We start from the raw sequence: 24,869 nt of genomic DNA, 5'->3' as shown, positions 1-24,869 counted from the left end.
CACTCTCCAAATACACTCTGAGTCTGGGTTCATACAGTGGAAAATAATCATGTCGTTAACGACCTATGAAATGGCAAAACTACTTGAGCAACTAGACTCGAGCCCAGAAAAGGTAATGTATGGTAAGTTGCTTAGTGAGCTAGGCAACCAAAGTGCAGAGCGTATTCGCAGCGCTGCAAAGCAAGTCCCGATTGAGATGCTGCGTGATATGGTTTTCCACTTTCAGGAAGTGATTGAATCACGAAAGTCAGAGCAAGTGGATATTCTAGCAAAGCAACTCGCAGAGCAAGGTATCAGCCCTGAAGAGTTGCGTGAGTTCCTAGCTAAGAAGTAACGCTGGTATTACGGATTGACATTGCGATTGATGGGGTTTTGCAGCGAGATTAGCGTCTCGGTGGATTGTACTTCATCAATTGCTTGCAGTTTATCAATCAAAACAAACTGTAGCTCTTCAATCGATTTACACATCAGTTTGACGAAGATGTTATACGCGCCTGTCGTGTAATACGCTTCGACCACTTCATCTAATGCGTTCAGCTTTTCCAGTGCAGAGTGGTAGTCCCTTGCTGCATTGAGATTAATACCAATAAAACAGCACACGTCATAACCGAGCTTTTTGGTGTTCACGATCACCTCGGTGCCTTGGATAATGTCTGCCGCCTTCATCTTTTCGATGCGTACGTGAATCGTTGCAGGACTGACATCAAACTCTTTGGCCATTTCAGCGTAAGGAGTGCGTGCATCTTCCATTAACGTTTTTAGAATGGCGCGATCAAGGTCATCGAGTTTTGTGGTCTGCATTGCGATAGACTCCATTTCTATCGGTGAAAAGTGCTGTTTATCTTAGAGCATCCCAGTAAAATTGGGTACACTCACCATGACACAAATTTGTACTTATTTCGGAGCCTACCTTGCGCCTACAGTTGATCTGCGAAGATACATCGCAAACTACTCATTTTGAACAGCTGGTTTCTCGCTGGGGATTACAACATGACTCTAGTAGTGAGTTTGCCTTGGTGCTGACGCCTGAGCGTTTGGAGCTGCGTAAGCTTGATGAGCCGAAGCTTGGGGCGATCTTTGTGGATTTTGTTACTGGTGCTGTTGCTCATCGTCGCAAATTTGGTGGTGGAAAAGGTCAATCTATTGCTAAGGCAGTGGGATTAAACAAAGGCGTGACTCCAACCGTGTTGGATGGCACTGCTGGTTTAGGGCGTGACTCTTTTGTGTTTGCATCACTTGGCTGCAATGTGCAGATGGTAGAGCGTCACCCCGTGGTCGCAGCGCTACTTGACGATGGTTTGGCTCGCGCGCAGCAAGATTCGGAGATAGGCCATTGGGTGAGTGAGCGTATGTCGCTACTCCACGCGTCCAGTCATGATGCGCTCGATGAACTGGCTGATCGAGAGGGCTTTGTTCAGCCAGATGTGGTGTATCTCGACCCAATGTACCCACATCCGGATAACAAAAAGAAATCGGCTTTAGTGAAAAAGGAGATGCGAGTGTTTCAATCTCTGGTAGGAGCCGATCACGATGCGGATGGCTTGTGGCAACCCGCCATGCACCTGGCAACGAAACGTGTGGTTGTGAAAAGGCCTGATTACGCGCCATTTTTGGCTGACCAAGCGCCTTCAATGAAGATCGAAACTAAGAAGAATCGATTTGATGTCTACGTCAAAGCGGCAATGGACAGCGAGTAAGCGATTAACCGCTTGCGTGCGCTTCAGATTCGCGTTATACCTAATTAAGAATCATTATTATTTTTAGTTAGGTAAGCGGTATGACTAAACGTCTTTGCAAACTGAATCGACGCGACATCCAAGAGCATTTGGGGGATATCCATCGCTTGGTTGCTGAGCCAAAGTTTGTATGTCGTTCGTGCGCGCGCAGTGCCGACGACCAATCCCGTCTATGCAAGCCAGCCGCTATCCCGCCTCTATCTTGTCAGAAAAAAGCTCAACAGGAGCAACAGAGCCAATGTGGCTTGCTGCAAGAGACGATAACCCAGCCCGCTGAAATACGGCCAGAACCAATAGTGAATAAAGTCGCAGATGAGAAGCTCACTCAGATAACGGCGCTACCGTTAGTCAAGAGTGATAGCCCAATCGAGTTCGATAGCAGTGAACAAACGCTTAAACAGGCGAAGAAAGCGATTAAGAAACAGAAAAAGCATCTTAAAGCGATGAAAAAGGTGCTTAAAAAGCAGCGCAAGTTGGCGAAGAAGCATCAAAAGCTCAAGCAAAAAATCGAACAGGCATCGAGTGTGAGCCTTAGCCAAGATGCTTCGGTAGAATCGCTACATTAATCGGATTCGTTAGTCCTTAATTGGCACCACAAGCACATCCACCGGTGTGCAGTTAATCAACTGGCGCGTAGACGATAGCAGCTTACTCCAGAAGTCTTGGTGGTGACCGCAAACCACTAAGTCGATATCCATCTCTTCAACCGATTCACACAGCTCACTACTGAGATCTCCGGCACCCACCAGTGTGTTTGCAATCGGATAATCTGTTGCTTCACAAAGCTCATTAAGCTGGCGTAGGGAGCCGGCAGCGGCTTGATCTTGGGTCTGGGCGAGATTGATATCCACTAAACCAGTGTATAGCTCAGCATAGTTCACATCGATATGTGCCAGCGAGACTTTGGCACCCAAAGGTTGGGCTAGAGAGACCGCTTTATCGATCAGCAATCGGCTGTCTGGCGTTAGGTCGACAGCCACCAGAATATGTTGATAACTCATAACTACACCTCCATGAACACCGTTTGATTAACCTCAGCTTAGCACTAACCCTTTGGGGGGAATGTTGCAGTGATCGCATATCCACTTCTTTGGTACAAAGTGTTATCTTTGATCTCAAAGGTATGCTGATAAGTCAAAAGAGGTCACGTTAAAACGTGCCGCAGCGGCGTACACTAGCGGATATTAGAATAAAGGTACTAGGAGTCCCAATGTTAGCTAACGAAATGGTAGAGCAGCTCAACGAGCAAATTAATCTGGAATTTTTCTCATCCAATCTATACTTACAAATGAGTGCTTGGTGTGAAGACAAGGGGTTTGAGGGAGCGGCTGAATTCTTACGTGCTCATGCTGTAGAAGAGATGGAGCACATGCAGCGCCTCTTTACGTATGTAAGTGAGACGGGTGCGATGCCGATTCTGGGTGCGATTGAAGCACCAAAGCACCAATTTGAGAGTCTTGGTGATGTGTTCCGAGAAACCTATGAGCATGAGCAGATGATTACGCAAAAAATCAACAAGCTGGCACATGTGGCGTTCTCTTCTCAAGACTATTCTACCTTTAACTTCTTGCAGTGGTACGTGGCAGAGCAACACGAGGAAGAGAAGCTATTTAAGGGAATTTTAGACAAGCTGGATCTGGTTGGTGAAGATGGTAAAGCGTTGTTCTTCATTGATAAAGATTTAGCTGCAATGGCAAAAGAAGGCTCATCTTCGATCATGGATTCGCCAGCGGAGTAAGATATATCCCGACGGCCCTGCGCTAAGGACTATCACGATCATCTCTGCTCGCCCATGACAAGGTGTAGGGAGGAGAGATGATCAGCAGCGATGTTATTCTATTTTCACTAATGGTAGTGAGTACCGTCAATTTGGCGAGATACCTCACCGCACTGCGATCCCTGATATATATAATGCGCGAAGCTCACCCATTGCTTTATCAGCAAGTAGATGGTGGGGGCTTCTTCACCACACATGGAAACTACACCAAACAGGTGCGCCTGTTCCACTATCTACGCACGCGGGAGTATCTGCAACACCACGATACCGCGTTCATAGACAAGTGTGTGCGAGTTCGGGGCTTATTCGTCTTGAGCATGACCCTTCTTGCTGTGACGGTGTTTGCTGCGTTTATGTTGTGACAATAAACTAAAGTTGGCATGGATAGGCTTTGCCGCTAAAATAGCCACCAATCATGGAGGATGTGCATTTGCACATCCTTTTTTATTTCTGCTTAAAAGTGAGTAACAAGTGATGAGTAAGCACGTTGATGTAGTGATTATTGGTGCGGGCGCAGCAGGATTAATGTGTGCGGCTGAAGCTGGTAAGCGAGGGCGTCGCGTACTTGTTGTGGACCACGCAAAAAAGCCGGGACGTAAAATTCTTATCTCTGGCGGTGGTCGTTGTAACTTCACCAATTACGATGTCAGCGCGCAGAATTACCTGTGCAACAACCCACATTTTGTGAAGTCAGCGCTTTCGCAATACACCAATTGGGACTTTATCTCTATGGTGAGCAAGCATGGTATCGAGTTTGAAGAACGCGACCATGGTCAGCTATTTTGTGTTGGGGATCATACGGCAAAAGACATCGTAAAAATGCTGCTGGCAGAGTGTGACATGCCTAATGTAGCGCTGCAGTATCAGGCGGATGTTCACTCGATTGAGAAACGAGAACAGGGGTTCTCCTTGAGTATCAATACCGAGTCATACACATGTGATTCTTTGGTGGTGGCGACCGGTGGCTTGTCGATGCCAAAGCTTGGCGCAACGCCATTTGGGTATAAAATTGCTGAGCAGTTTGGGCTGCCAGTGATGCCAACCACCGCAGGTCTGGTGCCATTTACCTTGCACAAAGAAGATAAGCAGGCATTAGATGAGCTGTCGGGTATTGCGATTCCGAGCGAGATCACCGCGCAAGATGGCACCATGTTTAAAGAAGCGCTGTTGTTCACTCATCGTGGTTTATCTGGCCCTTCGGTGTTGCAGATCTCCTCTTTCTGGAAAGCAGGTCAGCCTGTGAGCATCAACTTGGTACCGAATGACGATATCGCCAGCTTGCTTGAGAACTCGCGAGAGAAGCACCCGAACCAAAGCCTCAAGAACACGCTGGCAAAAGTACTGCCTAAGCGTTTAGTGGAAGTGCTAATTGCTCGCCGAGAGTTAGATGATAAGCCGCTGAAACAATACAATGCTAAGCAGTTTGAACAGATTGTCGAGCGTTTAGAAAATTGGACTATCCTACCGAATGGTACAGAGGGTTACCGAACCGCCGAAGTGACTTTAGGTGGTGTTGATACAGACCATCTATCATCAAAAACCATGGAGTGTAAGTCAGTTGAAGGCCTGTACTTTGTTGGTGAGGTGATGGATGTGACGGGTTGGCTGGGAGGCTACAATTTTCAGTGGTGTTGGAGCTCAGGGTTTGTGGCAGGCCAGTGGGTCTAAGCTTCACCGATGTAGACCGAGATTTTATATACCCAGCATCAGTGATGCTGGGTTTTTCTTATCTGATGACTTGGGTGGCATCGTTTGTCGTGAGTGGTTTACCAAGGAAATAGCCTTGGCCACTGTGGCAGCCACTTTGGGTTAAATAGTCCATCTGTTCTGCCTGCTCAATCCCTTCTGCAATCACCTCTAGGGAAAGCGTTTTAGCCATTGCAATAATCGCATTAACGATCGAGTTGCTTTCATTGTTGTCAGGTACATCATTGATGAACGAGCGATCAATCTTGAGTTTGTTGAGCGGCAAGCCTTTCAAGTACGAGAGAGAAGAGTAACCGGTACCAAAGTCATCCAGCGCGACACTCACACCAAGCTTTTGCAGCAGTTGCAGATCATGAATGGCCTGATCTTTGTTATCAATTAGGAAACCCTCAGTGATCTCTATCTCGATACGACTGGCAGGGCAGCCCGTGTTGAGTAGGATTTGAGTGAGCTTATCAATAAAATCACGCTGTCTCAGTTGTACCGCAGAGACATTCACCGCGATCTTTCCGAAGTTATGCCCCTCATCCAGCCAGCGCTTTGCTTGTTGGCATGCACTGGTTAACACCCAATACCCAATGGCTTGAATCAACCCTGTGCGCTCAGCAATGGGGATAAACTGTGCAGGGGAGACATTACCGAGCTCCGGATGCGTCCAGCGCAACAGTGCCTCAAACCCTTTTAACTGGTTATTGGCTAGGTCGAACTGAGGTTGATACGCGAGGGAAAACTGCTCTTGCTCTAGCGCATTATGCAGGGCTGATTGAATGCGCACATGTGAGAGAGCGACATCGGTTAATTCAGGGGTGTAAAAGGCGTAACCGTTGCGCCCATTGTTTTTGGCAAGATACATCGCTGTATCAGCATTTTTTAGTAACGCTTCTGCATCAAGTCCATCACTTGGGTACATGGCAATGCCAATGCTGGTGGAAATACGCAGAGACTCGTTGGGTATTAAGTTGAAGCTTTGGTTGAACAAGCTAAAGATGCGCTCAACAACCGCAGTCACTTCAACCATAGAGACGATATCTGTAATCAAAATAACAAACTCGTCCCCCCCGATACGAGCAATATGGTCATGACGACCAAGCTGAGAGCGAAGTCTGCGAGCAAGCTCGGTTAGAATCTGATCGCCACTTTGATGACCGAAGGAGTCATTGATGTGCTTGAAGTGGTCTATGTCGAGAAATAGGGTTGCAAACATCTGCTGCGTGTTACTGGCATGAATGATCTGCTCATTCATGGTCTTAAGCAGAGTCGCTCGGTTCGGAAGCTCTGTTAGATGGTCAAAGAAAGCGAGCTTTTCGAGTTTTTCTTCATGCGCCTTTTGTACCGAGACATCTTCAAATACGCAGATGAAGTTCATCAACTGCTGGTTATTGTCCAGAACCTTAGTAATGGTGGTCATTTGTGGATATAGGGAGCCATCTTTTCGGCGATTAATAAACTCACCTTTCCACTGCAGGTCATTTTCGAGTGTGCTCCACATTGAGCGATAAAAGTCGACATTATGCATGCCCGATTGAAGCAGACGAGGATTGCGGCCAATGACTTCAGAAAGCGTATATCCCGTAATGTTAGAAAAAGCAGGGTTTGCATCCATGATGTTGCCGCGCACATCAGTGATTATCATACCTTCATTGGAGTTGTGAAAAATTTTTGCTGCCAGCGCAAGTTGGTTTTCTACCTGCTTTCTGCGGGTGACGTTACGTGTCATACCAGAAACCCCAATGACCTGGCCGTCATCGTCAATCACAGGGGATTTAATGGTTTCCAGCCATATCTCTTGGCCATTCTCATCAGCCCGAGCACACTCTTCGACGATGTGCTGTTTTCCGGTAGAAAGGGCAATGTTGTCGGTCACCAAGAATTTGTCGGCGAGATCTTTGTCGAAGATCTCGTAGTCGGTTTTGCCAATAATGGATGAGAGAGGGCGACTCCAGGCTTTTTCGACGGCGGTATTACATTGTACATAAACCCCATTGAGATCCTTTATCCAAGCGTGGTCATCAAGGCCATCCCAAAACTGTTTGAGAGTCGCCTCGAGCTGGTGGGGTTTTTTACTGGACATGTGATGCTCCAATCCATGTTACTTGCACACTGGGTGCTATAAGAAGCCTAACTACTTAGGCTTCTATCTATAAAGCAAGAAAATAGGCCCCACATGATACGCCTGTTGTTGAGTATGATCGAGTCCAGTTGTATAGACTTGAATACGTTTCTCAGGCTTTGCGTTCGGAAGCTGAATTGTTGTTGGTTGGCCTTATTTTTAGTTGTTGTATCACCAAGCCAATAATAATCAGCACGAGTCCTACCAACGTGCTCGGGTGGATATCCTCGCCGATAATAGTCGATAAAAGCATGAGGGAAATAAAGGGCGAAGCAAATATCAGGTTACTGATGCGTGCCGTGTTGTTGGTCAGCTTGAGAGCAGATAGCCACAAAACGAAGGTCACCCCCATTTCAAAAAGACCCACATAAGTCACAGCAAGCCAGCCCTGTTGGGTAATATTGGCAAAGCCGATACCTTCATAAATCATCAATCCAATGGCAAATGGAATCGCCACCAAAAAACCGAGAAGAACGGCGACAATAGGGTCCGCTTTGTTTTTGGTATTGAGGATCCAGTAACCCGCCCACAGCAGTGTCGAGAGTAGGGCGAGACCAACACCAAGTGGGCTCTCAAAGTTGAGGCTCAATAGATCACCTTGGGTCGCAATGACAATCACGCCAAAGTAACTCAATGCGCAAGCTATCCAGTCTTGTTTGCGGATTTTCTGGCCAAGAAATACGGCCGCCATCAGGGTTAAGGTGATTGCCCAACTGTAGTTGATGGCTTGTGCTTGTGAGGCAGGAAGCAGATCGTAAGCTTTGAACAGAATGAGATAATAGGCCAAAGGATTGATCAAGCCGAGCAATAGGTAGTAGCCAGGGTTGGCGAGAAAGGTTGGTGCTATTTGCTTGAGGGTTCCTTTTGCCGCGCAGACGCAAAACAAGGCAAGCGCGGAAACCATGCTGGCGATGGTGAGCATTTGAATCGGAGAAAACTCGGCTAGCGTCAATTTGAATGCGGTGGCCACCGTTGACCAAAGAAGCACGGCAGATAGGCCAAATAACAGAGCGCGGCGCTCGTTCATGATGATGTCCATATAAAAACGGGTTAGGGACGCCTAGTTTATAGCCACTCTTATTTGCGTCAAAACTGGACATTTATCCAGTATAAAAATACCATTATTAGAGACTTACTCGCTAACTTAAGGATTGTGACCATGCAGTGGCTCCTCGATCATCAAACCACACTAATGGCATTGGCTGGAGGCAGCATAATTAGCGCCGGTGTTGCCAGCTGGTGGATGAAAAATAAGTTACAGGCACAATGCCAACTGCTTGAGCAAGAGCTTGAGCTGAAAAGCCAGCTACATCAATCAGAGAGTCAACAACTAAAACAGAGTTTAGTGCAGAGCCAGCAAGAGTTGGACGAGCTCGATATTGAAAGAGATAAAGCTGCGCACGAGCTCAAACAAACCCATGGCAAGATGATGGCAATGCTCGAAAAACTGCGTCATTTTGAGTCACTGCGCAATGAGCGCGAGCAGTATGCTCATGACTTGGAGGTAATGCGTGAACAAAAGTCAGAGCTTGAGGCGAGCCTGCGTGAGCAAGAAGCGCGTCACCAACAAGAGAGCAAAGCAAATCAAGAGAAGTTGCAGTTGCTTGAACAAGCCGAAGAGCGCTTGAAACAGCAGTTTGAGCAACTTGCTAATCAGTTGTTTGAGGCGAAAACCGCCAAGGTTGATCAGCAAAACAAGACCAGTTTAGAAGGGTTGTTATCCCCCCTTAAAGAGCAATTAGAAGGGTTCAAGAAACAGGTCAGTGATAGCTTTACCGTTGAAGCCAAAGAGCGTCACACCTTAGTTCATGAGCTGCAAAAATTGCAGCAGCTGAATGAGCGAATGACCCAGGAAGCCGTCAACTTAACCAACGCACTGAAAGGCGATAATAAGCAACAGGGCAACTGGGGGGAAGTGGTGCTTGCGCGTGTATTGGCTGAATCAGGACTGCGTGAAGGGCACGAATACACAACACAAACCAGCTATAAGAGTGAGCTAGGTAAACGCTATCAGCCCGATGTGATCGTCAATCTACCGCAAGGCAAGCAGGTGATTATTGATGCTAAGATGACGCTTGTCGCCTATGAACGCTATTTTAACGCACAGGAAGATACCGAGCGAAAACGTGCGTTAAGTGAGCACTTGCTATCGGTTAGAGCGCATATTAAAGGGTTAGGGCAGAAAGACTATCATCAACTGCAAGGTATCGAGAGCCTTGATTATGTGTTGATGTTTATCCCGGTAGAGCCTGCTTTCCAAGTCGCCATTGAGGCTGACCCAAGCTTAGTGAGTGATGCGTTCGATAACAACATCTTACTGGTGAGCCCAACCACGTTGTTGGTGGCCTTGCGCACGATTGACAATCTGTGGCGCAATGATCGCCAGAATCAAAATGCCAAGCTGATTGCTGAGCGTGCAGGCAAGCTTTATGACAAGTTGCGCCTATTTGTTGATGATATGGAAGGCCTCGGTGGGGCATTAGACAAAGCAAACCAGCAATATCAAGGTGCAATGAACAAGCTGGCAACAGGTCGAGGCAACGCTATTCGTCAGGCAGAAAGCTTTAAACAGCTAGGTGTAGAGATAAAGCGTCCAATTTCTCCAGCCCTGTCTGAGCTGTCGCACAATGATCCAGATACACAAATGCAACAAGCAGAAAGACAACCGATAGAGGATAAAGTAAACTAGTTCGCTGCAGCATTAGGGAGGCGTAAGATACGCTTAAGTTCTTCCCCACGACGTTCGCTGCACCAAGAGGACAGATAATGACGGACACCAGTGTAAACACGCAACTAGAGCAAGAAAACCCTAGCACCACTCACTTTGGCTTTACGACGGTAGCGAAAGAAGAGAAGGTGCAGAAAGTAGCGCAAGTCTTCCACTCAGTGGCAGCAAAATATGACCTAATGAACGACTTAATGTCGGGTGGTATCCACCGCATTTGGAAGCGCTTTACGATTGATTGCAGTGGTGCTCGCCCAGGTCAGCGTATTCTCGATCTTGGTGGTGGTACTGGTGACCTGACCGCAAAATTCTCGCGAATTGTGGGTGAAAAAGGCCATGTTGTTTTAGCCGATATCAACAATTCAATGCTGAATGTGGGTCGCGACAAGCTGCGCGATTCAGGTATCGTTGGTAACGTGCACTATGTGCAAGCGAATGCCGAAGAGCTGCCATTCCCTGATGACTATTTTGATGCCATTACGATTAGCTTCTGTCTACGTAATGTGACCGATAAAGACAAAGCCCTGCGCTCTATGTATCGCGTTCTTAAGCCTGGCGGTCGTTTGTTGGTGCTAGAGTTCTCTAAACCGATCCTTGACCCTCTCTCTAAAATCTACGATGCGTACTCTTTCCACTTATTGCCGAAAATGGGTGAGCTGGTGGCAAACGATGCAGAAAGTTACCGCTACCTGGCTGAATCCATTCGCATGCACCCAGATCAAGAGACTCTGCAGGGTATGATGGATAACGCCGGTTTTGACCAGACGAGCTACTATAATCTGACGGGCGGTATTGTGGCGCTTCACCGAGGCTACAAGTTTTAGGGAGGCTGTATGCCATTGATGCCATTAGTCACCGCGGGCATTGAGACCGCGTTGAACCTCTGTATTAACGAGAGTAGTGATGCTCAGCAGCGCCTTGCTCGCTTAAAGGGGAAGGTGATTCGGGTTCACATCAAAGAGCTCAATCATGGCCTGACTTTTGTCTTTAGCCAGCAAATTGATGTGTTGGCGGCTTATGAGGGCGAGCCTGACTGCGATCTCTCTTTATCGCTTGCTGTGCTGCCTGAGTTGAAAGACCAATCGAATATCACGCGTTTGATCAAACAAGATAAGTTGGTGCTTGAAGGTGATATTCAGCTGGCTCAATCATTAGCAAAACTTTTTGATGAGGCGAAACCAGACGTGGAAGAGTGGCTGTCAAAAGCGACAGGTGATGCTTTTGCTCATTCAGCGGTGTATAGCGTCAAACAAGTTGGGCAGTTTGTTCAACAACGAGCGCAGCGTCATCAAAGGCACATCGCAGAGGTGTTAACAGAAGAGTGGCGCATTGCACCTGCACCGTTAGAGGTAGCTCATTTTTGTGACCAAGTCGATGATGTAAAAAGCCAAGCTGCGCAGGTTGAAGCTCGCCTCAATGCACTGCTGGAGACGCTATGACACTGTCAGAGCTAAAACGTCTCTATCGCATCATTCAAGTCCATCTTGAGTATGGTTTGGATGATCTCCTGCCTAACGAGCAATCTCCGTTTAGTGCGGACGTTTCGCAACGCTTCAAAACTCCGCGTTTGATGCGTAAAACGCTGTTTTGGATGAAAAATCGTCACAGTGACAAGGAGCTTGGCGAGCGTTTACGTGAGGCACTGCAAGAACTTGGCCCAGTATGGATTAAGTTTGGCCAAATGATGTCAACGCGCAGAGACCTGCTTCCGCCGCACATCGCCGACCCACTAGCAGAGTTGCAAGATAACGTCGCCCCCTTTGATGGCCGAATGGCCCGTGAACAAATGGAAAAGGCGTTAGGTGGTAAGCTTGAGCAGTGGTTTACCGACTTTGATGAGGTGCCACTGGCTTCTGCGTCAATTGCTCAGGTTCACACAGCCAAACTAAAAGACTCTGGTCGAGAGGTGGTACTCAAGGTCATTCGCCCGGATATTCGTCCGGTGATTGATGCGGATCTCAAACTGATGTTCCGCATGGCGCACCTGGTGGCTAAGATGCTTCCTGAAGCGCGTCGGCTCAAGCCAGTCGAAGTCGTACGGGAATACGAAAAGACCCTGATTGATGAACTGGATTTGCGCCGTGAGGCGGCAAATGCGATTCAACTGCGACGCAACTTTGAAGGCAGTGAAGAGCTCTACGTACCGGAGGTGATTACCGACCATAGCAATGAGACGGTGATGGTTTCTGAGCGTATCTATGGTTATCAGGTTTCCGATATCGAAGGTTTGCGTGCCAATGGTACGAACATGAAGCTGTTGGCCGAGCGCGGTGTGAGTGTGTTCTTCACTCAAGTGTTCCGTGACAGTTTTTTCCATGCCGATATGCACCCTGGTAATGTGTTTGTTGAAAAAGCACACCCAGAGAATCCTCAGTGGATTGGTCTGGACTGCGGTATCGTCGGCACGCTAAACAGCGACGATAAGCGTTATCTTGCTGAGAACTTTCTTGCGTTCTTTAACCGTGATTATCGACGTGTTGCTGAGCTTCATGTTGAGTCGGGTTGGGTTCCACGTGAAACCAATGTCGATGAGTTTGAGTTCGCAATCCGTATTGTTTGTGAGCCTATTTTTGCTAAGCCGCTGTGTGAGATTTCGTTTGGCCACGTATTGTTAAATCTGTTCAATACCGCCCGCCGCTTCAATATGGAAGTGCAGCCACAGTTGGTGTTATTGCAAAAGACGCTGCTTTACGTTGAAGGATTAGGGCGTCAACTCTATCCACAGCTAGACTTATGGGATACGGCGAAGCCGTTTCTTGAAAAGTGGATGATGAATCAAGTCGGCCCAATGGCGGTTGTGAACGCAGTGAAAGATCGCGCACCATTTTGGGCGGAAAAATTGCCTGAATTGCCAGAACTGCTGTACGATAGCTTGAAGCAAGGTAAGTCGATGAATGTGAAGATGGAAAGGCTCTATCAAGGGTATAGAGATTCCAAACGCAATCAGGCGACTGGACAGTTTTTATTTGGTATCGGTGCCACACTTATGGTGTGTTCAGCGATACTAATGAATCACCATCAGTATGATGAATTATCACTGTTTGGTGCGGTTGGTGGGTGCGTTGCTTGGCTACTAAGCTGGCGAGCATACCGTCGATAGTTGAGATTTTCTTAATAATAACCCGAGGAATAGAGAATGGGTGGTATTAGTGTTTGGCAACTTCTTATTATTGCCGTAATCGTTGTTCTACTGTTTGGTACAAAGAAACTACGTAACATCGGTGGTGATCTTGGTAGCGCAGTAAAGGGCTTCAAGAATGCGATGAACGATGATGAGGCAGCAAAGAAAAAAGACGCTGACTTCGAACAGAAAAACATCGAACAGCAGAAGACCGACGCTTCTGTTGAAGAAACAAAGAAAGACAAAGAGCAGGCGTAATCCGTGTTTGATATCGGTTTTTGGGAACTGGTATTAATCTCTGTTGTGGGGCTGGTGGTTCTGGGGCCAGAGCGCCTACCTCACGCGATTCGCAGTGTGTCTCGCTTTATCTCCGGCGCGAAAGCAATGGCGAATAATGTAAAAGACGAACTGTCTCATGAGCTCAAGGTTCAAGAACTGCAAGAGAACCTGAAAAAAGCGGAGCAAATGGGAATGCAGGACCTCTCTCCAGAGTTGAAGTCTTCCATCGATGAGCTAAAGCAAGCAGCGCAAGACGTGCAGCGACCATATGCTGCAACCAAAGAGAATGCGTCTGCCGAGCCGAATCAGACAGACACGGTCGATACGCAGCCTAAGCGATCAGTAGACGTGTCCGCGGCTAGCGAAACATTAGATGTTAAGCAGCCAGACTCGAAAGCTGATTAATAGATAGAGCTGCATTGTGCAGCTCTTTTTGCCTTTATGATTATTGGATAACGGCATGGCTTACTGCCATGTCTCATCGTCATCCCAAGAGGATATCCAAGAGGATAATTATGTCTTCTGTTGAACAAACCCAGCCACTGATCGCGCACTTACTAGAGCTGCGCGACCGCCTATTGCGCGCTATCGCAGCGGTATTGGTGATCTTCATTGGCTTGATTTACTTTTCAAACGAAATATATGAGTTTGTTTCAGCGCCTTTAGTAGAGCGCTTGCCTGAAGGGGCAACCATGATTGCAACCGATGTTGCCTCTCCCTTCTTTACACCGTTAAAGCTAACGTTGATTAGTGCGGTATTTATCGCGGTACCCTTTATTTTGTATCAGGTGTGGGCATTTGTTGCTCCAGGCCTCTACAAACATGAGCGTAAGCTGATCATGCCGCTGATGTTCTCAAGCTCGCTGCTGTTTTATTGTGGTGTTGCCTTTGCTTACTTTGTGGTATTCCCACTGGTATTTGGCTTCTTTACCGCGATTTCATTGGGTGGAGTTGAGTTTGCTACCGACATCTCGAGCTATCTCGATTTCGTATTGGCACTGTTCATGGCCTTTGGTATTGCGTTTGAGGTGCCTGTTGCCATTATCTTGCTATGTTGGACAGGAGCAACAGACCCGAAAACACTGGCAGAAAAGCGCCCATATATCATTGTTGGTGCGTTCGTCGTTGGCATGATGCTCACGCCACCGGATATGATTTCGCAAACCCTATTGGCAATCCCAATGTGTTTGTTGTTTGAGGTCGGTTTGTTCTTTGCTCGTTTTTATACTCGTAAAGAAGCCCCAGAAGCGGAAGAAGAGTAGCTGAGATAAACGCTCGATACTTATAAACTCGACACCTATAAACAGACCAAGCCTTGTGCTTGGTCTGTTTGTTTTTTGGGAAGTTAAAGCTTGAAGAGCTTTCGCGCATTGTCGGTGGTGAGAACATCAACCTCTTCTATGCTCATTTCACGAAGATCAGCGACACGCTGAGCGACTAATTGAGTATAGGCCGGTTCATTGCGCTTACCGCGATGTGGTACTGGTGCAAGGTAAGGACAGTCTGTTTCTAGGATAACTTTGCTAAGATCAAGATGTGGAATAACCTTATCCATACCCCCATTTTTAAAGGTAGAAACGCCGCCTAAGCCAAGATGAAAGCCAAGCTCGTTGATCGCTTTCGCTTCATCAACACTGCCACCGAAGCAGTGGAATACCCCTCGTAGCTGACCATCTTGCTCCTGTTCAAGCAGGGTCAAGGTCTCTTCTATCGAATCACGCGTGTGGATGACGACGGGTAGGTTAAGCGCTTTAGCCCAATTAAGTTGAGTCGTGAACGCCCACTCTTGCTCTTGACGATAGGTCTTATCCCAATAGAGATCGATACCAATCTCTCCCACAGCAATAAATGGGTGTTTATCGAACCAGACCTTGACCGTCGCAAGTGTTTGCTCAACATCGCCATCGACATAACAAGGGTGTAGTCCCATCATAGAGCGGCAGACGTCTGGGTAACGAGCTTCCGTTGCCAGCATAGGCACTATCGAATCGAGGTCGATATTTGGGAGTAGGATTTGGTTAATACCCTGAGCAAGGGCGCGCTCGACAACCTCATCGCGGTCTTGGTCGAACTCAGAAGCATAGATATGGGCGTGGGTATCAATCATGGTTAGCTATTCATTTTGTCTTCGATAGATAGGTGATAGCTTACCCTTGCGCTTTTTCAAAGCAAGCAGTGATTTTGTGCTGTATTTGCTAGCGCGATTAACGCATAGTGATATTATTCAAACACGTTTTCTTATAATTGCTCACCGCTGAGTAGGTTAGTTTTTATGAGTTTGAGGATATTACCAGTCAAGGAGAACTTTGTGTCAGCAGCAGTATTAGGTCAATTCCCTCTTCGCCGTATGCGCCGTATGCGCAAACATGACTTTAGTCGTCGCTTGATGGCAGAAAATCAACTCTCTGCGAGCGACTTGATCTATCCAATGTTCATTCTTATGGGTAAAGATCGCCGAGAATCAATTGAATCGATGCCGGGTATTGAACGCTTGTCGATCGACTTGATGTTGGAAGAAGCAAAATACCTTGCCGAGCTTGGTGTACCGGCAATTGCCTTGTTCCCTGTGGTGAACCAAGATGCCAAAACCCTATGTGCGGCTGAATCATTCAACCCAGAGGGCTTAGTTCAACGTGCTGTGCGTGAGCTTAAAGAGCATGTGCCAGAAATGGGTGTGATCACTGATGTTGCGCTAGACCCATTCACCACGCATGGGCAAGATGGCATCATCGATGAAGACGGTTATGTACTCAATGATGAGACGACAGCTGTGCTGATTAAGCAGGCGCTATCTCATGCTGAAGCCGGTGCTGATGTGGTCGCACCATCAGATATGATGGATGGACGTATCGGTGAGATTCGCGCTGCGTTAGAAGAAGCAGGTCATATTAATACTCAAATTATGGCTTACTCTGCGAAGTACGCATCATGCTATTACGGCCCGTTCCGCGATGCGGTTGGCTCAGCGTCTAACCTCAAAGGTGGTAACAAGAAAAACTACCAGATGGACCCTGCTAATAGCGATGAAGCGATTCAAGAAGTGGCGATGGACATCAATGAGGGTGCGGATATGGTGATGGTCAAACCAGGCATGCCTTATCTGGACATTGTTCGCCGTGTGAAGAGTGAGCTTCAGGTGCCGACTTTTGCTTACCAAGTCTCTGGCGAGTACGCGATGCATAAAGCCGCGATTGAAAATGGTTGGCTAAGCGAGCGGGACACGGTGCTTGAGTCGCTATTATGTTTCAAACGTGCAGGCGCGGATGGTATTTTGACTTACTTTGCTAAGCAAGTAGCAGAGTGGTTGGCAGAAGATAACGCACAAGCGGCAAAAGCGCTTAAATCAGATTAACGATACAGTTGCTAAGCTTGGTCTTATGCTTTTTGTGGGCTGATGCTCCTTATCAGAGCATCAGCCCTTTTTATTTGGGAGAAAGCAAAATGTCAGCGATTGAAATTCGACCGGGTACGCTCGAGGAAGTGGTGCAGGTGGTTGAGCAAATTACAGAGTTTGCACGCAAAGAAACAACCGATAGCCTTGCTCTGAGGCTCGATGATAAGCAAGGCGTGCTCGTGCTCGTGGCTCTGGAAGGAGAGCAGTTACTTGGCTTTAAGATTGGCTACCAAATCGATCAGCAAACTTACTATAGCTGGTTCGGTGGTGTCTCTCCTGCGGCGAGGAACAAAGGGGTCGCTCAAAAGCTATTAGATAGGCAAGAAGCGTGGGTTGCCGATAGAGGTTATCGAGGTCTTAAAGTGAAATCACGCAATCAGTTTCCAAGTATGCTGCGCTTGTTGATCCGCAATGGTTATCAAATTGAGGACTTTGAGTCAGTGGATCCATTACGCGAATCGCGTATCCACTTCATTAAAAGCCTTGTGGATCTCAAATAGGCAGAAAGATGAGATTAATTCTCAATTAACGCTTGCATTTGAAAATGAGAACTATTATTGTTTATTTCGTCAAAGGGAATAAAGGCAAAGGCGAAGTATCGGGTGGAAAGGTGCTTCATGGTAGCTTCAGCTGCGCCAATGACTTTGTTCACTCAGACACGACATTGCTCACATTGCTTCCAGTGTAATTTGTAGCTTTCGGTGTAGTGGCTGTATTTCTTATGAAATCATTACAACCTCATTTGCTAAGCGGCTCTCATAATGAAGCCGCTTTTTTCTTTTTGGCTTGTTCCTATTTGATCTTATCCAATGACCGACTATGTTTTAGTCGTATGTGTTGCGCAATTGGATCGAAGATTCAGGTGCGTTATCACTAATGCAAATACATTTTTCCACAATCAAGGATCATTCAGCGATCGAAATGCTAGGTGTGGATCTTGAGTTAATCTTCTTTAAAACAGGGGTTTAACTATTTTTTTTTGCTAGAGTGTGAATAACTGCTCTCCATGGCGAAAATTATATGAACAGACTTATCCACAGGCCTTGGTTGCGGCTGTCAAGAAAATAGTCCAGCGTTTTCCTCTGTATCGCATAGAAACCTAGCCTTTGTCGTGGCATTCTAAGCACACTATTTTCAGCTCATCTTTGGATACCTCAAATTATGGCTCGTATTCCTGATAATCCGTTGATTCTTATCGACGGTTCTTCTTACTTATACCGCGCTTTTCATGCTTACCCAGGCACGATGAGTAATGGCGACATTCCTACCAATGCCGTCTATGGCGTTGTGAATATGCTGCGCAGTATGATGCGTCAATTCTCTTCTGAGCGAATCGCGGTGGTGTTTGATGCGAAAGGGAAGACGTTCCGTGATGATATGTATCCAGAATATAAAGCGAATAGACCACCAATGCCGGATGATTTGCGCTGCCAAATTGAGCCGTTACACAATGTCATTCGTGCAATGGGTCTGCCGTTAATATCGATTCCGGGTGTTGAAGCCGATGATGTGATTGGTACGCTGGCATATCAAGCTTCTCAAGCAGGGATGCCGGTGTTGATCAGTACGGGTGATAAAGATATGGCCCAGTTGGTGGATGAGAACGTCACTTTGATCAATACCATGACCAATGTCGTGTTGGATCGTGAGGGCGTTATCGAGAAGTTTGGTATCCCACCTGAGCTGATCATCGATTATCTTGCGTTGATGGGTGATAAAGTCGATAACATTCCTGGTGTTCCTGGTGTTGGTGATAAGACGGCGACGGCACTGCTGCAAGGTATTGGTGGCCTGACGAAACTGTATGAGCAGCTTGATGATATTGCACCGCTTGGCTTCCGCGGTTCGAAAACGATGGCCAAGAAGCTGGTGGACAACAAAGACAACGCCATGCTGTCTTATGAGTTAGCGACGATTAAGCTGGACGTGGAGCTTGAAGAAACGCCAGAATCTCTGGTTAAACAAGACCCAAACAAAGATGAATTGATTCAACTGTTTGGTCAGTTGGTCTTCAAGTCTTGGCTAAATGAGCTTCTAGAGGGTGGTACAGGTGTTGTGGAAGCCGATGGCTCAGCTGCATCAAACTCAAGCAATTCTTCTTCGACATCTCAGTCACAGATGGATACATCAGCGGTGACGATTGATCGCAGTCAGTACGAAACCGTGCTTGATCAAGCGACATTTGCTCAGTGGTTAGACAAGCTCAAAGCCAGTGAGGTCTTTGCTTTTGACACTGAAACAGACAGCTTGGACTACATGGTTGCTAACTTGGTTGGTCTCTCTTTCGCAACAGAGGAAGGGGTGGCCGCTTACGTTCCTGTCGCGCATGACTACCTTGATGCACCAGAGCAGCTTGATCGTGATTGGGTACTGGCGCAGCTCAAGCCTATTCTGGAAGATGAGAACCAAGCTAAGGTTGGCCAAAACCTCAAGTACGACGCTAGCGTGCTAGCGCGCTACGAGATTGAGATGAAGGGCATTAAGCACGATACCATGTTGGCTTCTTACGTATTCAATAGTGTTGGTGGCAAGCATGATATGGATAGCTTGGCACTGCGCTTCTTGCAGCATAGCTGCATCTCATTTGAGCAGATAGCGGGTAAGGGCAAAAAGCAGCTGACCTTTAACCAAATTGAACTTGAGCAAGCGTCGCCATATGCAGCAGAAGATGCCGATGTAACCTTGCGCTTGCACAACCGCTTGAGCCAAAGCCTTGAGCAAGATGAGAAACTTAATCGAATCTATCAAGAGATCGAGGTGCCGTTGGTGCCGGTTCTCTCACGAATGGAGCGCACAGGCGTATTTATTGATGACATGCTTCTTGGTGCGCAATCACAAGAGATTGCCGCTCGTCTCGATGAGCTTGAGCAGCAGGCGTATGAGATAGCGGAGCAAGAGTTCAACATGAACTCGCCAAAGCAGCTACAAGCGATCTTGTTTGAAAAAATGGGGCTGCCAGTGGTAAAGAAAACACCATCAGGCGCACCATCAACCAATGAGGAAGTGCTTCAAGAGCTTGCGCTGGATTACCCGCTACCAAAATTGATTCTCGAATATCGTGGCTTAGCGAAGTTGAAGTCAACTTACACGGATAAACTGCCTAAGATGATCAACGCTGAAACAGGTCGTGTGCATACCTCTTATCATCAAGCGGTCACCGCGACAGGTCGTTTGTCATCGACGGATCCAAACCTGCAGAACATCCCTATCCGTAACGAAGAGGGGCGTCGTATTCGTCAGGCATTTGTTGCGCCGCATGGCTACAAGATTCTCGCTGTCGATTACTCGCAAATTGAGTTGCGTATCATGGCGCACCTGTCTGGTGATGAAGCGCTACTATCGGCTTTCCGTGACGGTAAAGATATCCACGCAGCGACAGCCGCTGAGATCATTGGGGTTGATATCGCAGATGTCACCAGTGAGCAGCGTCGCCGAGCAAAAGCGGTGAACTTCGGTCTCATCTACGGCATGAGTGCCTTTGGTTTGGCAAAACAGCTGGGTATTCCGCGTGGTGAAGCGCAGTCGTACATGGACAAATACTTCGAGCGTTACCCTGGTGTTATGCAGTACATGGAGGACACTCGCAGTGCGGCTTCAGAGCAGGGCTATGTAGAGACTATCTTTGGTCGTCGCTTACATCTGCCTGAAATCAAGTCACGTAATGGCATGCGTCGAAAGGCGGCGGAACGTGCGGCCATTAACGCGCCGATGCAGGGTACTGCTGCAGATATCATCAAAAAGGCGATGTTGTTGGTGGATGAATGGATTGAAGCTCACGGTGAGGGGCGTGTGAAACTACTGATGCAAGTACACGATGAACTGGTATTGGAAGTGGAAGAGTCATCATTGTCCGAAATTGAAAGTAAAGTACAAGAATTAATGGAGTCTGCTGCTGAATTAGCCGTTCCACTTGTTGCTGAAGCGGGTCATGGTGATAACTGGGATCAGGCGCACTAGACAAAAAATGCACAAAATCGACTAAATTACATGAGCCAGCCCACAAGAGTTGGCTTTTTTTTATCGTTAATTAACCTAGGTACGACAGGTGTTTACTGTAAGTTAATAAAACTTTAATGAAAAAAAACTACAAAATCAGTTTCATTTTCTGACTGATTGTTGTACATTTATCTGCGTAGGGTACAGAGGTAAGATGTTCTATCTTTCAGACCTTTTGTTTCACGTTATTGGATTAGGCTGATTCAGCCGCCCCAGCTAGTTTTTAGCTGGGGCGTTTTTTATTGGGCGAAAGAAAAATATCGCATATTAAAATCAATGACTTAAGGTCTGTCATTTTCTTTTGCTAGCGCTCTGTTTTTATACTCTTCATGGACAGAGACGAACATTTCCCATCTTCAAACGACAGAAAATTTCCAACGAGTTATGTAGCAAAATGACAATCACACTTTTGTTATTTTAAGCTTTCAATCAACTGCTCTAAAATCTCATATTTTTGCATATCTAGTTGTTTTTAATAAATTTTATTGTAATTTAGTCTTGTGTTGCGCACCTGTTAAAAGTGATTGAAACGTAACCAAAAATCGGGAATGCTATACGCATAATAATTATTACCTTAATTTCTCTCCCGTTACCCCACTCACCGCAGTGGGGTTTTTATTTTTCTACCATTTGATCGAGAAACCACAGATATAAAAAAGCCCCACTCATTGATGAGTGAGGCGATATTTCAGAACCGATAAGGCCTGAGCTTAAGCGTCAGCTTGACCTTCGTCGTCGCTTTGTTGCTCTTCTTCAGTTTGTGCTAGCGCTTCGATAGCCGGTGCGAACCACTCATCGAGCTTGTTGCGCAGAACATCAACGCCAAGTCCCTTTAATGACGAGAATGCGTCGACACGTACATCACCACCGAACGCTTTTGCTTCTTCGCGGATTTTCAATACTTGTGCTTTGCGAGCGCCTTGCTTGAGTTTGTCCGCTTTAGTCAGCAGAACTTGAACAGGAATACCACTATCCACTGCCCAGTAGATAAGCTGCTGGTCAAGGTCTTTCATTGGGTGACGGATATCCATCAAAACCACCAAGCCTTTCAAGCATTGGCGTTTCTGTAGGTATTCACCGAGAGACTTTTGCCACTTTTTCTTCATCTCAAGTGGTACTTGCGCAAAGCCATACCCTGGTAGGTCAACGATGTGGCAGCCGTCCGTCACCTTAAATAGGTTGATCAGCTGAGTACGGCCCGGTGTTTTACTGGTTTTGGCTAGGCTACGCTGGTTAGTCAAACGGTTCAGTGAGCTAGACTTACCCGCATTGGAACGTCCAGCGAACGCAATTTCGATGCCCTCATCTTCTGGAAGATGACGAATATCTGGCGCACTGGTAATAAAGTGGGTGTTTTGATAATGAATTTTTACGCTCACTGTTAACTCCATCTCGACTTTGTGTAGTCGATTGATTACTTTTTTGTGAAATTGTGTAAAATAACTGTGCTCGGCACAAGGTCGCAATAGTGTACCATGAGTGACACCCCACAGTGGTACTGGAAGCTTGATAATTATAATGGAATGTCATGAAGAAATTAGCGCTAATCTTAAGCCTTATCGTCAGTTGTTCGGCTTGGGCAACAGGCAATATTGAAGCTGGTAAGGCAAAATCTCTCACGTGTGCAGCTTGTCATGGAGCCGATGGCAACAGTCAGCTTGCTATCTATCCAACCATAGCAGGTCAACACGCAAAGTACATTGAAAAGCAGTTACAAGATTTCAAACTGGGGATGACCAGTGCCGGAAAGCAAGGCCGTTATGACCCAGTGATGAGTGGGATGGCGATGCCTCTGTCTGATGAAGATATGGCTGACCTTGCTGCTTACTACGCATCGGTGCCAATTGCGCATGCAACAACACCCGAAGATGTCGTTGACCAAGGAAAAGTGCTTTACGCCGCCGGTGATGCGGAGCGCGGTTTGACTGCGTGTATCGCCTGTCATGGTCCGCGAGGTAATGGTACTGAGTTGTCTGGCTTTCCTAAAATTTCAGGTCAGCAACCAGACTATATTAAAGCGCAGCTTGAGAGGTTCCGATCAGGTGAGCGTGGCAATGATATGAATGCCATGATGCGTGATATTGCTCAGAAACTGACTGATGACGATATTGCTATCCTGTCGCAGTATGTTGGCGGGTTGCACTAAGATCGACATCGGTCTGATGAATAGAATTTGTATGATAAGGCACCGAAGGGTGCCTTATTTGTTTTCTGTGATGTCAAACAAGTTTCGATTTTTCAGTGAAAATCAGTAGCACACTAAATTGCCATAGAGCGTGTGCGAGATCTGCCATACTGTAAATGGCAATTTGCGGATTGTTTTTTTTAAGTTGCTAATATTAAAGTAAATGAGAAAAAATAGTGAAATTAGGTTGAAAAATCCCGATTTTGAGCTTGTTCCAAATAGCGGCTGGGATAAAGTACTCCCATCAGCAGGATGCTGATTAAGGACGATAGACCAAGAAGGTCTCCAAGGAAGCAGGCTTGGAAGCTTGAAAGAACCAGCATGGATAGAACAATCGGCAGGACGCTTATTGCGATATGGATGGTTAACTTTCGTCTAAGGAAAAGACAGTGGAATGGAGCAGGCTAAAGATTAGCTCAGCAACAGGAAGTAAAGACGGATCGGAAAAACTCATCAGGATGATGAACAAATAAAACTTTTTGCAGGGAAAGCGAAAAAAACAAATGGAATATTGGTGCACCTCATTGAGTGCAACACATTTTAGCCGTTAAGGCAGTCAGAAAGCGATAGGGTGACCTATCGCTTTTTTTCTATTTCTGGTATGTTTCGCATCCTTATTTGAGGATCTCGTTATGCATTCATGTCCCTTGTGTTATCACAATGACACACAGCACTTTTTTCAAGACAAACGTAGGAGCTATCAGCAGTGCCAACGTTGTCAGTTAGTGTTTGTGCCGCAAGAGCAGCGATTGGATGCGGAGGCAGAAAAGTCTCACTACGATCTTCATGATAATAATCCGCAAGATATGGGTTACCGAGGGTTTCTTTCACGAGTCGTCGACCCCATACTCGAACGTATTCAACCCGCTTCATCTGGCCTCGATTTTGGCTGTGGACCTGGTCCAACACTACACTTAATGATGCAAGAAGCGGGACACTCAATGGCGCTGTACGATATTTACTATCATCCGCAGCGAGAAGTATTGAGTCAGGCCTATGACTTTATGACGGCAACGGAGGTGATCGAGCATCTCTATGAGCCGGGTAAAGTGTGGCAACAATGGTTGAATCTGGTTAAGCCGGGAGGCTGGATTGGTCTTATGACCAAGATGGTTATCGACGCAGAGGCGTTTGCTGCGTGGCACTACAAAAATGACCCAACTCATGTGGTCTTTTTCAGTCGTGCAACGTTTCAGTTCTTGGCGGAGCGGGATAGGCTCGAACTTGAATTTATTGGTAAAGACGTAATTTTACTGAGGAAGACCCAGCAATGAGTCGTACAAAGAAAGCAAGATCAGGCGGTAACTTAGACGTTATCGTTGTTCGTAATCGTACACAGTCAGATGTAGAAGGCCGTGAGCGTAAAAGACTAAAGAAGCGCAAAGGTTTAAAAACAGGTAACCGCAACTCAGATGCGAAAGCTGAGAAGGCGCAAACCACAGGTCAACAGCGCGACCCTCGCTTGGGCAGCAAGAAGAAGATCCCTCTGATTGTTGAAGCGCCGAAGAAGAAGACCAAAGCAGAGCGTCGTGTCTCTGCTGAGCAAGAGTTGGCTGCGATCGAGAACGATGCACAGTTGATTGTGCTGTTGGATCGCCTTGAAAACGGTGAGAAGCTAGGTGCAGGTCTGCAGAAATACGTTGACCAGAAACTTGATCGCATGGAAGTGCTGATGAAGCAACTGGGCATCTACGACGAAGATCTAGAAGACGAGATCGACGTGGAAGAAGAGATGATTGTTGAACAGCCTGTGAAGGCTGCGAAGCGTCCAGCAAGCGATGATGATCTTCTTTCTCAATTTGAAGACTTAGATCTGAACGATTTTAAAGGATAATAACG

At 46.8% G+C, this 24,869-nt stretch carries 26 protein-coding genes; 20 read left to right on the top strand and 6 right to left on the bottom strand.

The genetic code is table 11. The features are described from left to right. Nucleotides 1-49: 49 nt before the first annotated feature. Nucleotides 50-334, top strand: a complete 285-nt coding sequence (tsrA, locus tag GT360_RS14430; protein WP_164649517.1) for an H-NS-like global regulator TsrA — start codon at nt 50-52, stop codon at nt 332-334. Nucleotides 335-342: 8 nt separating this feature from the next. On the opposite strand, the gene asnC is transcribed toward tsrA, so the two are convergent. Then, nucleotides 343-801 carry a transcriptional regulator AsnC gene (gene asnC, locus GT360_RS14425; protein WP_164649516.1) on the bottom strand — a complete coding sequence of 153 codons (459 nt, stop codon included), beginning with the start codon at nt 799-801 and terminating at the stop codon, nt 343-345. 110 nt (nt 802-911) lie between these two features. Here asnC and GT360_RS14420 point away from each other — a divergent pair, with 110 nt between their 5' ends. Then, nucleotides 912-1,697: a class I SAM-dependent methyltransferase gene (locus GT360_RS14420; protein WP_164649515.1), complete on the top strand. Its 786-nt coding sequence runs from the start codon at nt 912-914 to the stop codon at nt 1,695-1,697. An 80-nt stretch (nt 1,698-1,777) separates the two neighbouring features. Continuing rightward, entirely contained in the window at nt 1,778-2,302 is a 525-nt protein-coding gene (locus GT360_RS14415) for a hypothetical protein (protein WP_164649514.1), read from the top strand. Between the two features lie 9 nt (nt 2,303-2,311). Here GT360_RS14415 and GT360_RS14410 read toward each other — a convergent pair whose 3' ends face one another. Next, nucleotides 2,312-2,737, bottom strand: coding sequence for a universal stress protein (locus tag GT360_RS14410; protein WP_164649513.1), 426 nt, complete (start codon nt 2,735-2,737; stop codon nt 2,312-2,314). Between the two features lie 209 nt (nt 2,738-2,946). Between GT360_RS14410 and ftnA the strand changes: the two genes are divergently transcribed. The 3 genes from ftnA to GT360_RS14395 all read left to right on the top strand — a co-directional run bounded on the left by ftnA (nt 2,947) and on the right by GT360_RS14395 (nt 5,181). Beyond that, nucleotides 2,947-3,474: a non-heme ferritin gene (gene ftnA, locus GT360_RS14405; protein ID WP_164649512.1), complete on the top strand. Its 528-nt coding sequence runs from the start codon at nt 2,947-2,949 to the stop codon at nt 3,472-3,474. Nucleotides 3,475-3,551: 77 nt separating this feature from the next. Continuing rightward, on the top strand, nt 3,552-3,875 hold the full coding sequence (uspB, locus tag GT360_RS14400; protein WP_164649511.1) for a universal stress protein UspB: 324 nt from the start codon (nt 3,552-3,554) through the stop codon (nt 3,873-3,875). A gap of 112 nt (nt 3,876-3,987) precedes the next feature. Next, nucleotides 3,988-5,181 carry a BaiN/RdsA family NAD(P)/FAD-dependent oxidoreductase gene (locus tag GT360_RS14395; protein WP_164649510.1) on the top strand — a complete coding sequence of 398 codons (1,194 nt, stop codon included), beginning with the start codon at nt 3,988-3,990 and terminating at the stop codon, nt 5,179-5,181. Between the two features lie 58 nt (nt 5,182-5,239). On the opposite strand, the gene GT360_RS14390 is transcribed toward GT360_RS14395, so the two are convergent. Continuing rightward, nucleotides 5,240-7,291 carry a sensor domain-containing protein gene (locus tag GT360_RS14390; RefSeq protein WP_164649509.1) on the bottom strand — a complete coding sequence of 684 codons (2,052 nt, stop codon included), beginning with the start codon at nt 7,289-7,291 and terminating at the stop codon, nt 5,240-5,242. A gap of 151 nt (nt 7,292-7,442) precedes the next feature. After that, nucleotides 7,443-8,357, bottom strand: coding sequence for a DMT family transporter (locus GT360_RS14385; protein ID WP_164649508.1), 915 nt, complete (start codon nt 8,355-8,357; stop codon nt 7,443-7,445). Between the two features lie 132 nt (nt 8,358-8,489). On the opposite strand from GT360_RS14385, the gene rmuC reads away from it, so the two are divergent. The 7 genes from rmuC to tatC all read left to right on the top strand — a co-directional run bounded on the left by rmuC (nt 8,490) and on the right by tatC (nt 14,717). Further along, nucleotides 8,490-10,019: a DNA recombination protein RmuC gene (rmuC, locus tag GT360_RS14380; RefSeq protein WP_164649507.1), complete on the top strand. Its 1,530-nt coding sequence runs from the start codon at nt 8,490-8,492 to the stop codon at nt 10,017-10,019. A gap of 77 nt (nt 10,020-10,096) precedes the next feature. Next, nucleotides 10,097-10,879: a bifunctional demethylmenaquinone methyltransferase/2-methoxy-6-polyprenyl-1,4-benzoquinol methylase UbiE gene (gene ubiE, locus GT360_RS14375; RefSeq protein WP_164649506.1), complete on the top strand. Its 783-nt coding sequence runs from the start codon at nt 10,097-10,099 to the stop codon at nt 10,877-10,879. A gap of 9 nt (nt 10,880-10,888) precedes the next feature. Then, a complete protein-coding gene (locus GT360_RS14370) occupies nt 10,889-11,494 on the top strand; it encodes a ubiquinone biosynthesis accessory factor UbiJ (RefSeq protein ID WP_164649505.1) in 606 nt (201 codons plus the stop codon). Then, a complete protein-coding gene (gene ubiB / locus GT360_RS14365; RefSeq protein ID WP_164649504.1) occupies nt 11,491-13,155 on the top strand; it encodes a ubiquinone biosynthesis regulatory protein kinase UbiB in 1,665 nt (554 codons plus the stop codon). Before GT360_RS14370 ends, ubiB begins: the two co-directional genes overlap by 4 nt. Before the next feature lie 36 nt (nt 13,156-13,191). After that, on the top strand, nt 13,192-13,434 hold the full coding sequence (tatA, locus tag GT360_RS14360) for a Sec-independent protein translocase subunit TatA (protein ID WP_164649503.1): 243 nt from the start codon (nt 13,192-13,194) through the stop codon (nt 13,432-13,434). 3 nt (nt 13,435-13,437) lie between these two features. Continuing rightward, the gene (tatB, locus tag GT360_RS14355; RefSeq protein ID WP_164649502.1) at nt 13,438-13,860 is read left to right on the top strand and encodes a Sec-independent protein translocase protein TatB; all 423 of its coding nucleotides are present in this window, start codon (nt 13,438-13,440) and stop codon (nt 13,858-13,860) included. A 110-nt stretch (nt 13,861-13,970) separates the two neighbouring features. Further along, the gene (tatC, locus tag GT360_RS14350) at nt 13,971-14,717 is read left to right on the top strand and encodes a twin-arginine translocase subunit TatC (protein ID WP_164649501.1); all 747 of its coding nucleotides are present in this window, start codon (nt 13,971-13,973) and stop codon (nt 14,715-14,717) included. Nucleotides 14,718-14,800: 83 nt separating this feature from the next. Here tatC and GT360_RS14345 read toward each other — a convergent pair whose 3' ends face one another. Then, entirely contained in the window at nt 14,801-15,562 is a 762-nt protein-coding gene (locus GT360_RS14345; RefSeq protein ID WP_164649500.1) for a TatD family hydrolase, read from the bottom strand. 240 nt (nt 15,563-15,802) lie between these two features. On the opposite strand from GT360_RS14345, the gene hemB reads away from it, so the two are divergent. From hemB to spfP, 4 genes are all read left to right on the top strand, one after another. Continuing rightward, nucleotides 15,803-16,807, top strand: a complete 1,005-nt coding sequence (gene hemB / locus GT360_RS14340; RefSeq protein ID WP_476718531.1) for a porphobilinogen synthase — start codon at nt 15,803-15,805, stop codon at nt 16,805-16,807. Nucleotides 16,808-16,896: 89 nt separating this feature from the next. Next, on the top strand, nt 16,897-17,349 hold the full coding sequence (locus tag GT360_RS14335) for a GNAT family N-acetyltransferase (RefSeq protein ID WP_164649498.1): 453 nt from the start codon (nt 16,897-16,899) through the stop codon (nt 17,347-17,349). A 661-nt stretch (nt 17,350-18,010) separates the two neighbouring features. Further along, on the top strand, nt 18,011-20,806 hold the full coding sequence (gene polA / locus GT360_RS14330; protein ID WP_164649497.1) for a DNA polymerase I: 2,796 nt from the start codon (nt 18,011-18,013) through the stop codon (nt 20,804-20,806). A 193-nt stretch (nt 20,807-20,999) separates the two neighbouring features. Beyond that, nucleotides 21,000-21,047 carry a small protein SpfP gene (gene spfP, locus GT360_RS22130; protein WP_438356636.1) on the top strand — a complete coding sequence of 16 codons (48 nt, stop codon included), beginning with the start codon at nt 21,000-21,002 and terminating at the stop codon, nt 21,045-21,047. Between the two features lie 508 nt (nt 21,048-21,555). Here the strand turns inward: spfP and yihA are convergent. Beyond that, nucleotides 21,556-22,224 carry a ribosome biogenesis GTP-binding protein YihA/YsxC gene (gene yihA / locus GT360_RS14325; protein ID WP_164649496.1) on the bottom strand — a complete coding sequence of 223 codons (669 nt, stop codon included), beginning with the start codon at nt 22,222-22,224 and terminating at the stop codon, nt 21,556-21,558. A gap of 149 nt (nt 22,225-22,373) precedes the next feature. Between yihA and GT360_RS14320 the strand changes: the two genes are divergently transcribed. From GT360_RS14320 to yihI, 3 genes are all read left to right on the top strand, one after another. Continuing rightward, nucleotides 22,374-22,991, top strand: a complete 618-nt coding sequence (locus tag GT360_RS14320) for a c-type cytochrome (protein ID WP_164649495.1) — start codon at nt 22,374-22,376, stop codon at nt 22,989-22,991. A gap of 671 nt (nt 22,992-23,662) precedes the next feature. Continuing rightward, nucleotides 23,663-24,304: a class I SAM-dependent methyltransferase gene (locus GT360_RS14315; protein WP_164649494.1), complete on the top strand. Its 642-nt coding sequence runs from the start codon at nt 23,663-23,665 to the stop codon at nt 24,302-24,304. Next, entirely contained in the window at nt 24,301-24,864 is a 564-nt protein-coding gene (yihI, locus tag GT360_RS14310) for a Der GTPase-activating protein YihI (RefSeq protein ID WP_164649493.1), read from the top strand. The genes GT360_RS14315 and yihI overlap by 4 nt, the downstream gene beginning before the upstream one ends. The last annotated feature ends 5 nt before the right edge of the window (nt 24,865-24,869 follow it).

Source organism: Vibrio astriarenae (assembly GCF_010587385.1).
Taxonomy (GTDB): Bacteria; Pseudomonadota; Gammaproteobacteria; order Enterobacterales; family Vibrionaceae; genus Vibrio; species Vibrio astriarenae.
This window is presented reverse-complemented; position numbering and strand designations above follow the sequence as displayed.

Bases quoted from the DNA above. Each gene is read 5' to 3' on its own strand.
- GT360_RS14370 (WP_164649505.1), top strand. From the start codon at position 10,889: ATGCCATTGATGCCATTAGTCACCGCGGGCATTGAGACCGCGTTGAAC.
- GT360_RS14385 (WP_164649508.1), bottom strand. From the start codon at position 8,357: ATGAACGAGCGCCGCGCTCTGTTATTTGGCCTATCTGCCGTGCTTCTT.
- GT360_RS14415 (WP_164649514.1), top strand. From the start codon at position 1,778: ATGACTAAACGTCTTTGCAAACTGAATCGACGCGACATCCAAGAGCAT.
- tsrA (WP_164649517.1), top strand. From the start codon at position 50: ATGTCGTTAACGACCTATGAAATGGCAAAACTACTTGAGCAACTAGAC.
- GT360_RS14390 (WP_164649509.1), bottom strand. From the start codon at position 7,291: ATGTCCAGTAAAAAACCCCACCAGCTCGAGGCGACTCTCAAACAGTTT.
- asnC (WP_164649516.1), bottom strand. From the start codon at position 801: ATGCAGACCACAAAACTCGATGACCTTGATCGCGCCATTCTAAAAACG.
- hemB (WP_476718531.1), top strand. From the start codon at position 15,803: ATGCGCCGTATGCGCAAACATGACTTTAGTCGTCGCTTGATGGCAGAA.
- uspB (WP_164649511.1), top strand. From the start codon at position 3,552: ATGATCAGCAGCGATGTTATTCTATTTTCACTAATGGTAGTGAGTACC.
- ftnA (WP_164649512.1), top strand. From the start codon at position 2,947: ATGTTAGCTAACGAAATGGTAGAGCAGCTCAACGAGCAAATTAATCTG.
- GT360_RS14410 (WP_164649513.1), bottom strand. From the start codon at position 2,737: ATGAGTTATCAACATATTCTGGTGGCTGTCGACCTAACGCCAGACAGC.
- ubiB (WP_164649504.1), top strand. From the start codon at position 11,491: ATGACACTGTCAGAGCTAAAACGTCTCTATCGCATCATTCAAGTCCAT.
- GT360_RS14315 (WP_164649494.1), top strand. From the start codon at position 23,663: ATGCATTCATGTCCCTTGTGTTATCACAATGACACACAGCACTTTTTT.
- rmuC (WP_164649507.1), top strand. From the start codon at position 8,490: ATGCAGTGGCTCCTCGATCATCAAACCACACTAATGGCATTGGCTGGA.
- GT360_RS14345 (WP_164649500.1), bottom strand. From the start codon at position 15,562: ATGATTGATACCCACGCCCATATCTATGCTTCTGAGTTCGACCAAGAC.
- GT360_RS14335 (WP_164649498.1), top strand. From the start codon at position 16,897: ATGTCAGCGATTGAAATTCGACCGGGTACGCTCGAGGAAGTGGTGCAG.
- polA (WP_164649497.1), top strand. From the start codon at position 18,011: ATGGCTCGTATTCCTGATAATCCGTTGATTCTTATCGACGGTTCTTCT.
- GT360_RS14395 (WP_164649510.1), top strand. From the start codon at position 3,988: ATGAGTAAGCACGTTGATGTAGTGATTATTGGTGCGGGCGCAGCAGGA.
- tatC (WP_164649501.1), top strand. From the start codon at position 13,971: ATGTCTTCTGTTGAACAAACCCAGCCACTGATCGCGCACTTACTAGAG.
- ubiE (WP_164649506.1), top strand. From the start codon at position 10,097: ATGACGGACACCAGTGTAAACACGCAACTAGAGCAAGAAAACCCTAGC.
- GT360_RS14320 (WP_164649495.1), top strand. From the start codon at position 22,374: ATGAAGAAATTAGCGCTAATCTTAAGCCTTATCGTCAGTTGTTCGGCT.
- yihI (WP_164649493.1), top strand. From the start codon at position 24,301: ATGAGTCGTACAAAGAAAGCAAGATCAGGCGGTAACTTAGACGTTATC.
- tatA (WP_164649503.1), top strand. From the start codon at position 13,192: ATGGGTGGTATTAGTGTTTGGCAACTTCTTATTATTGCCGTAATCGTT.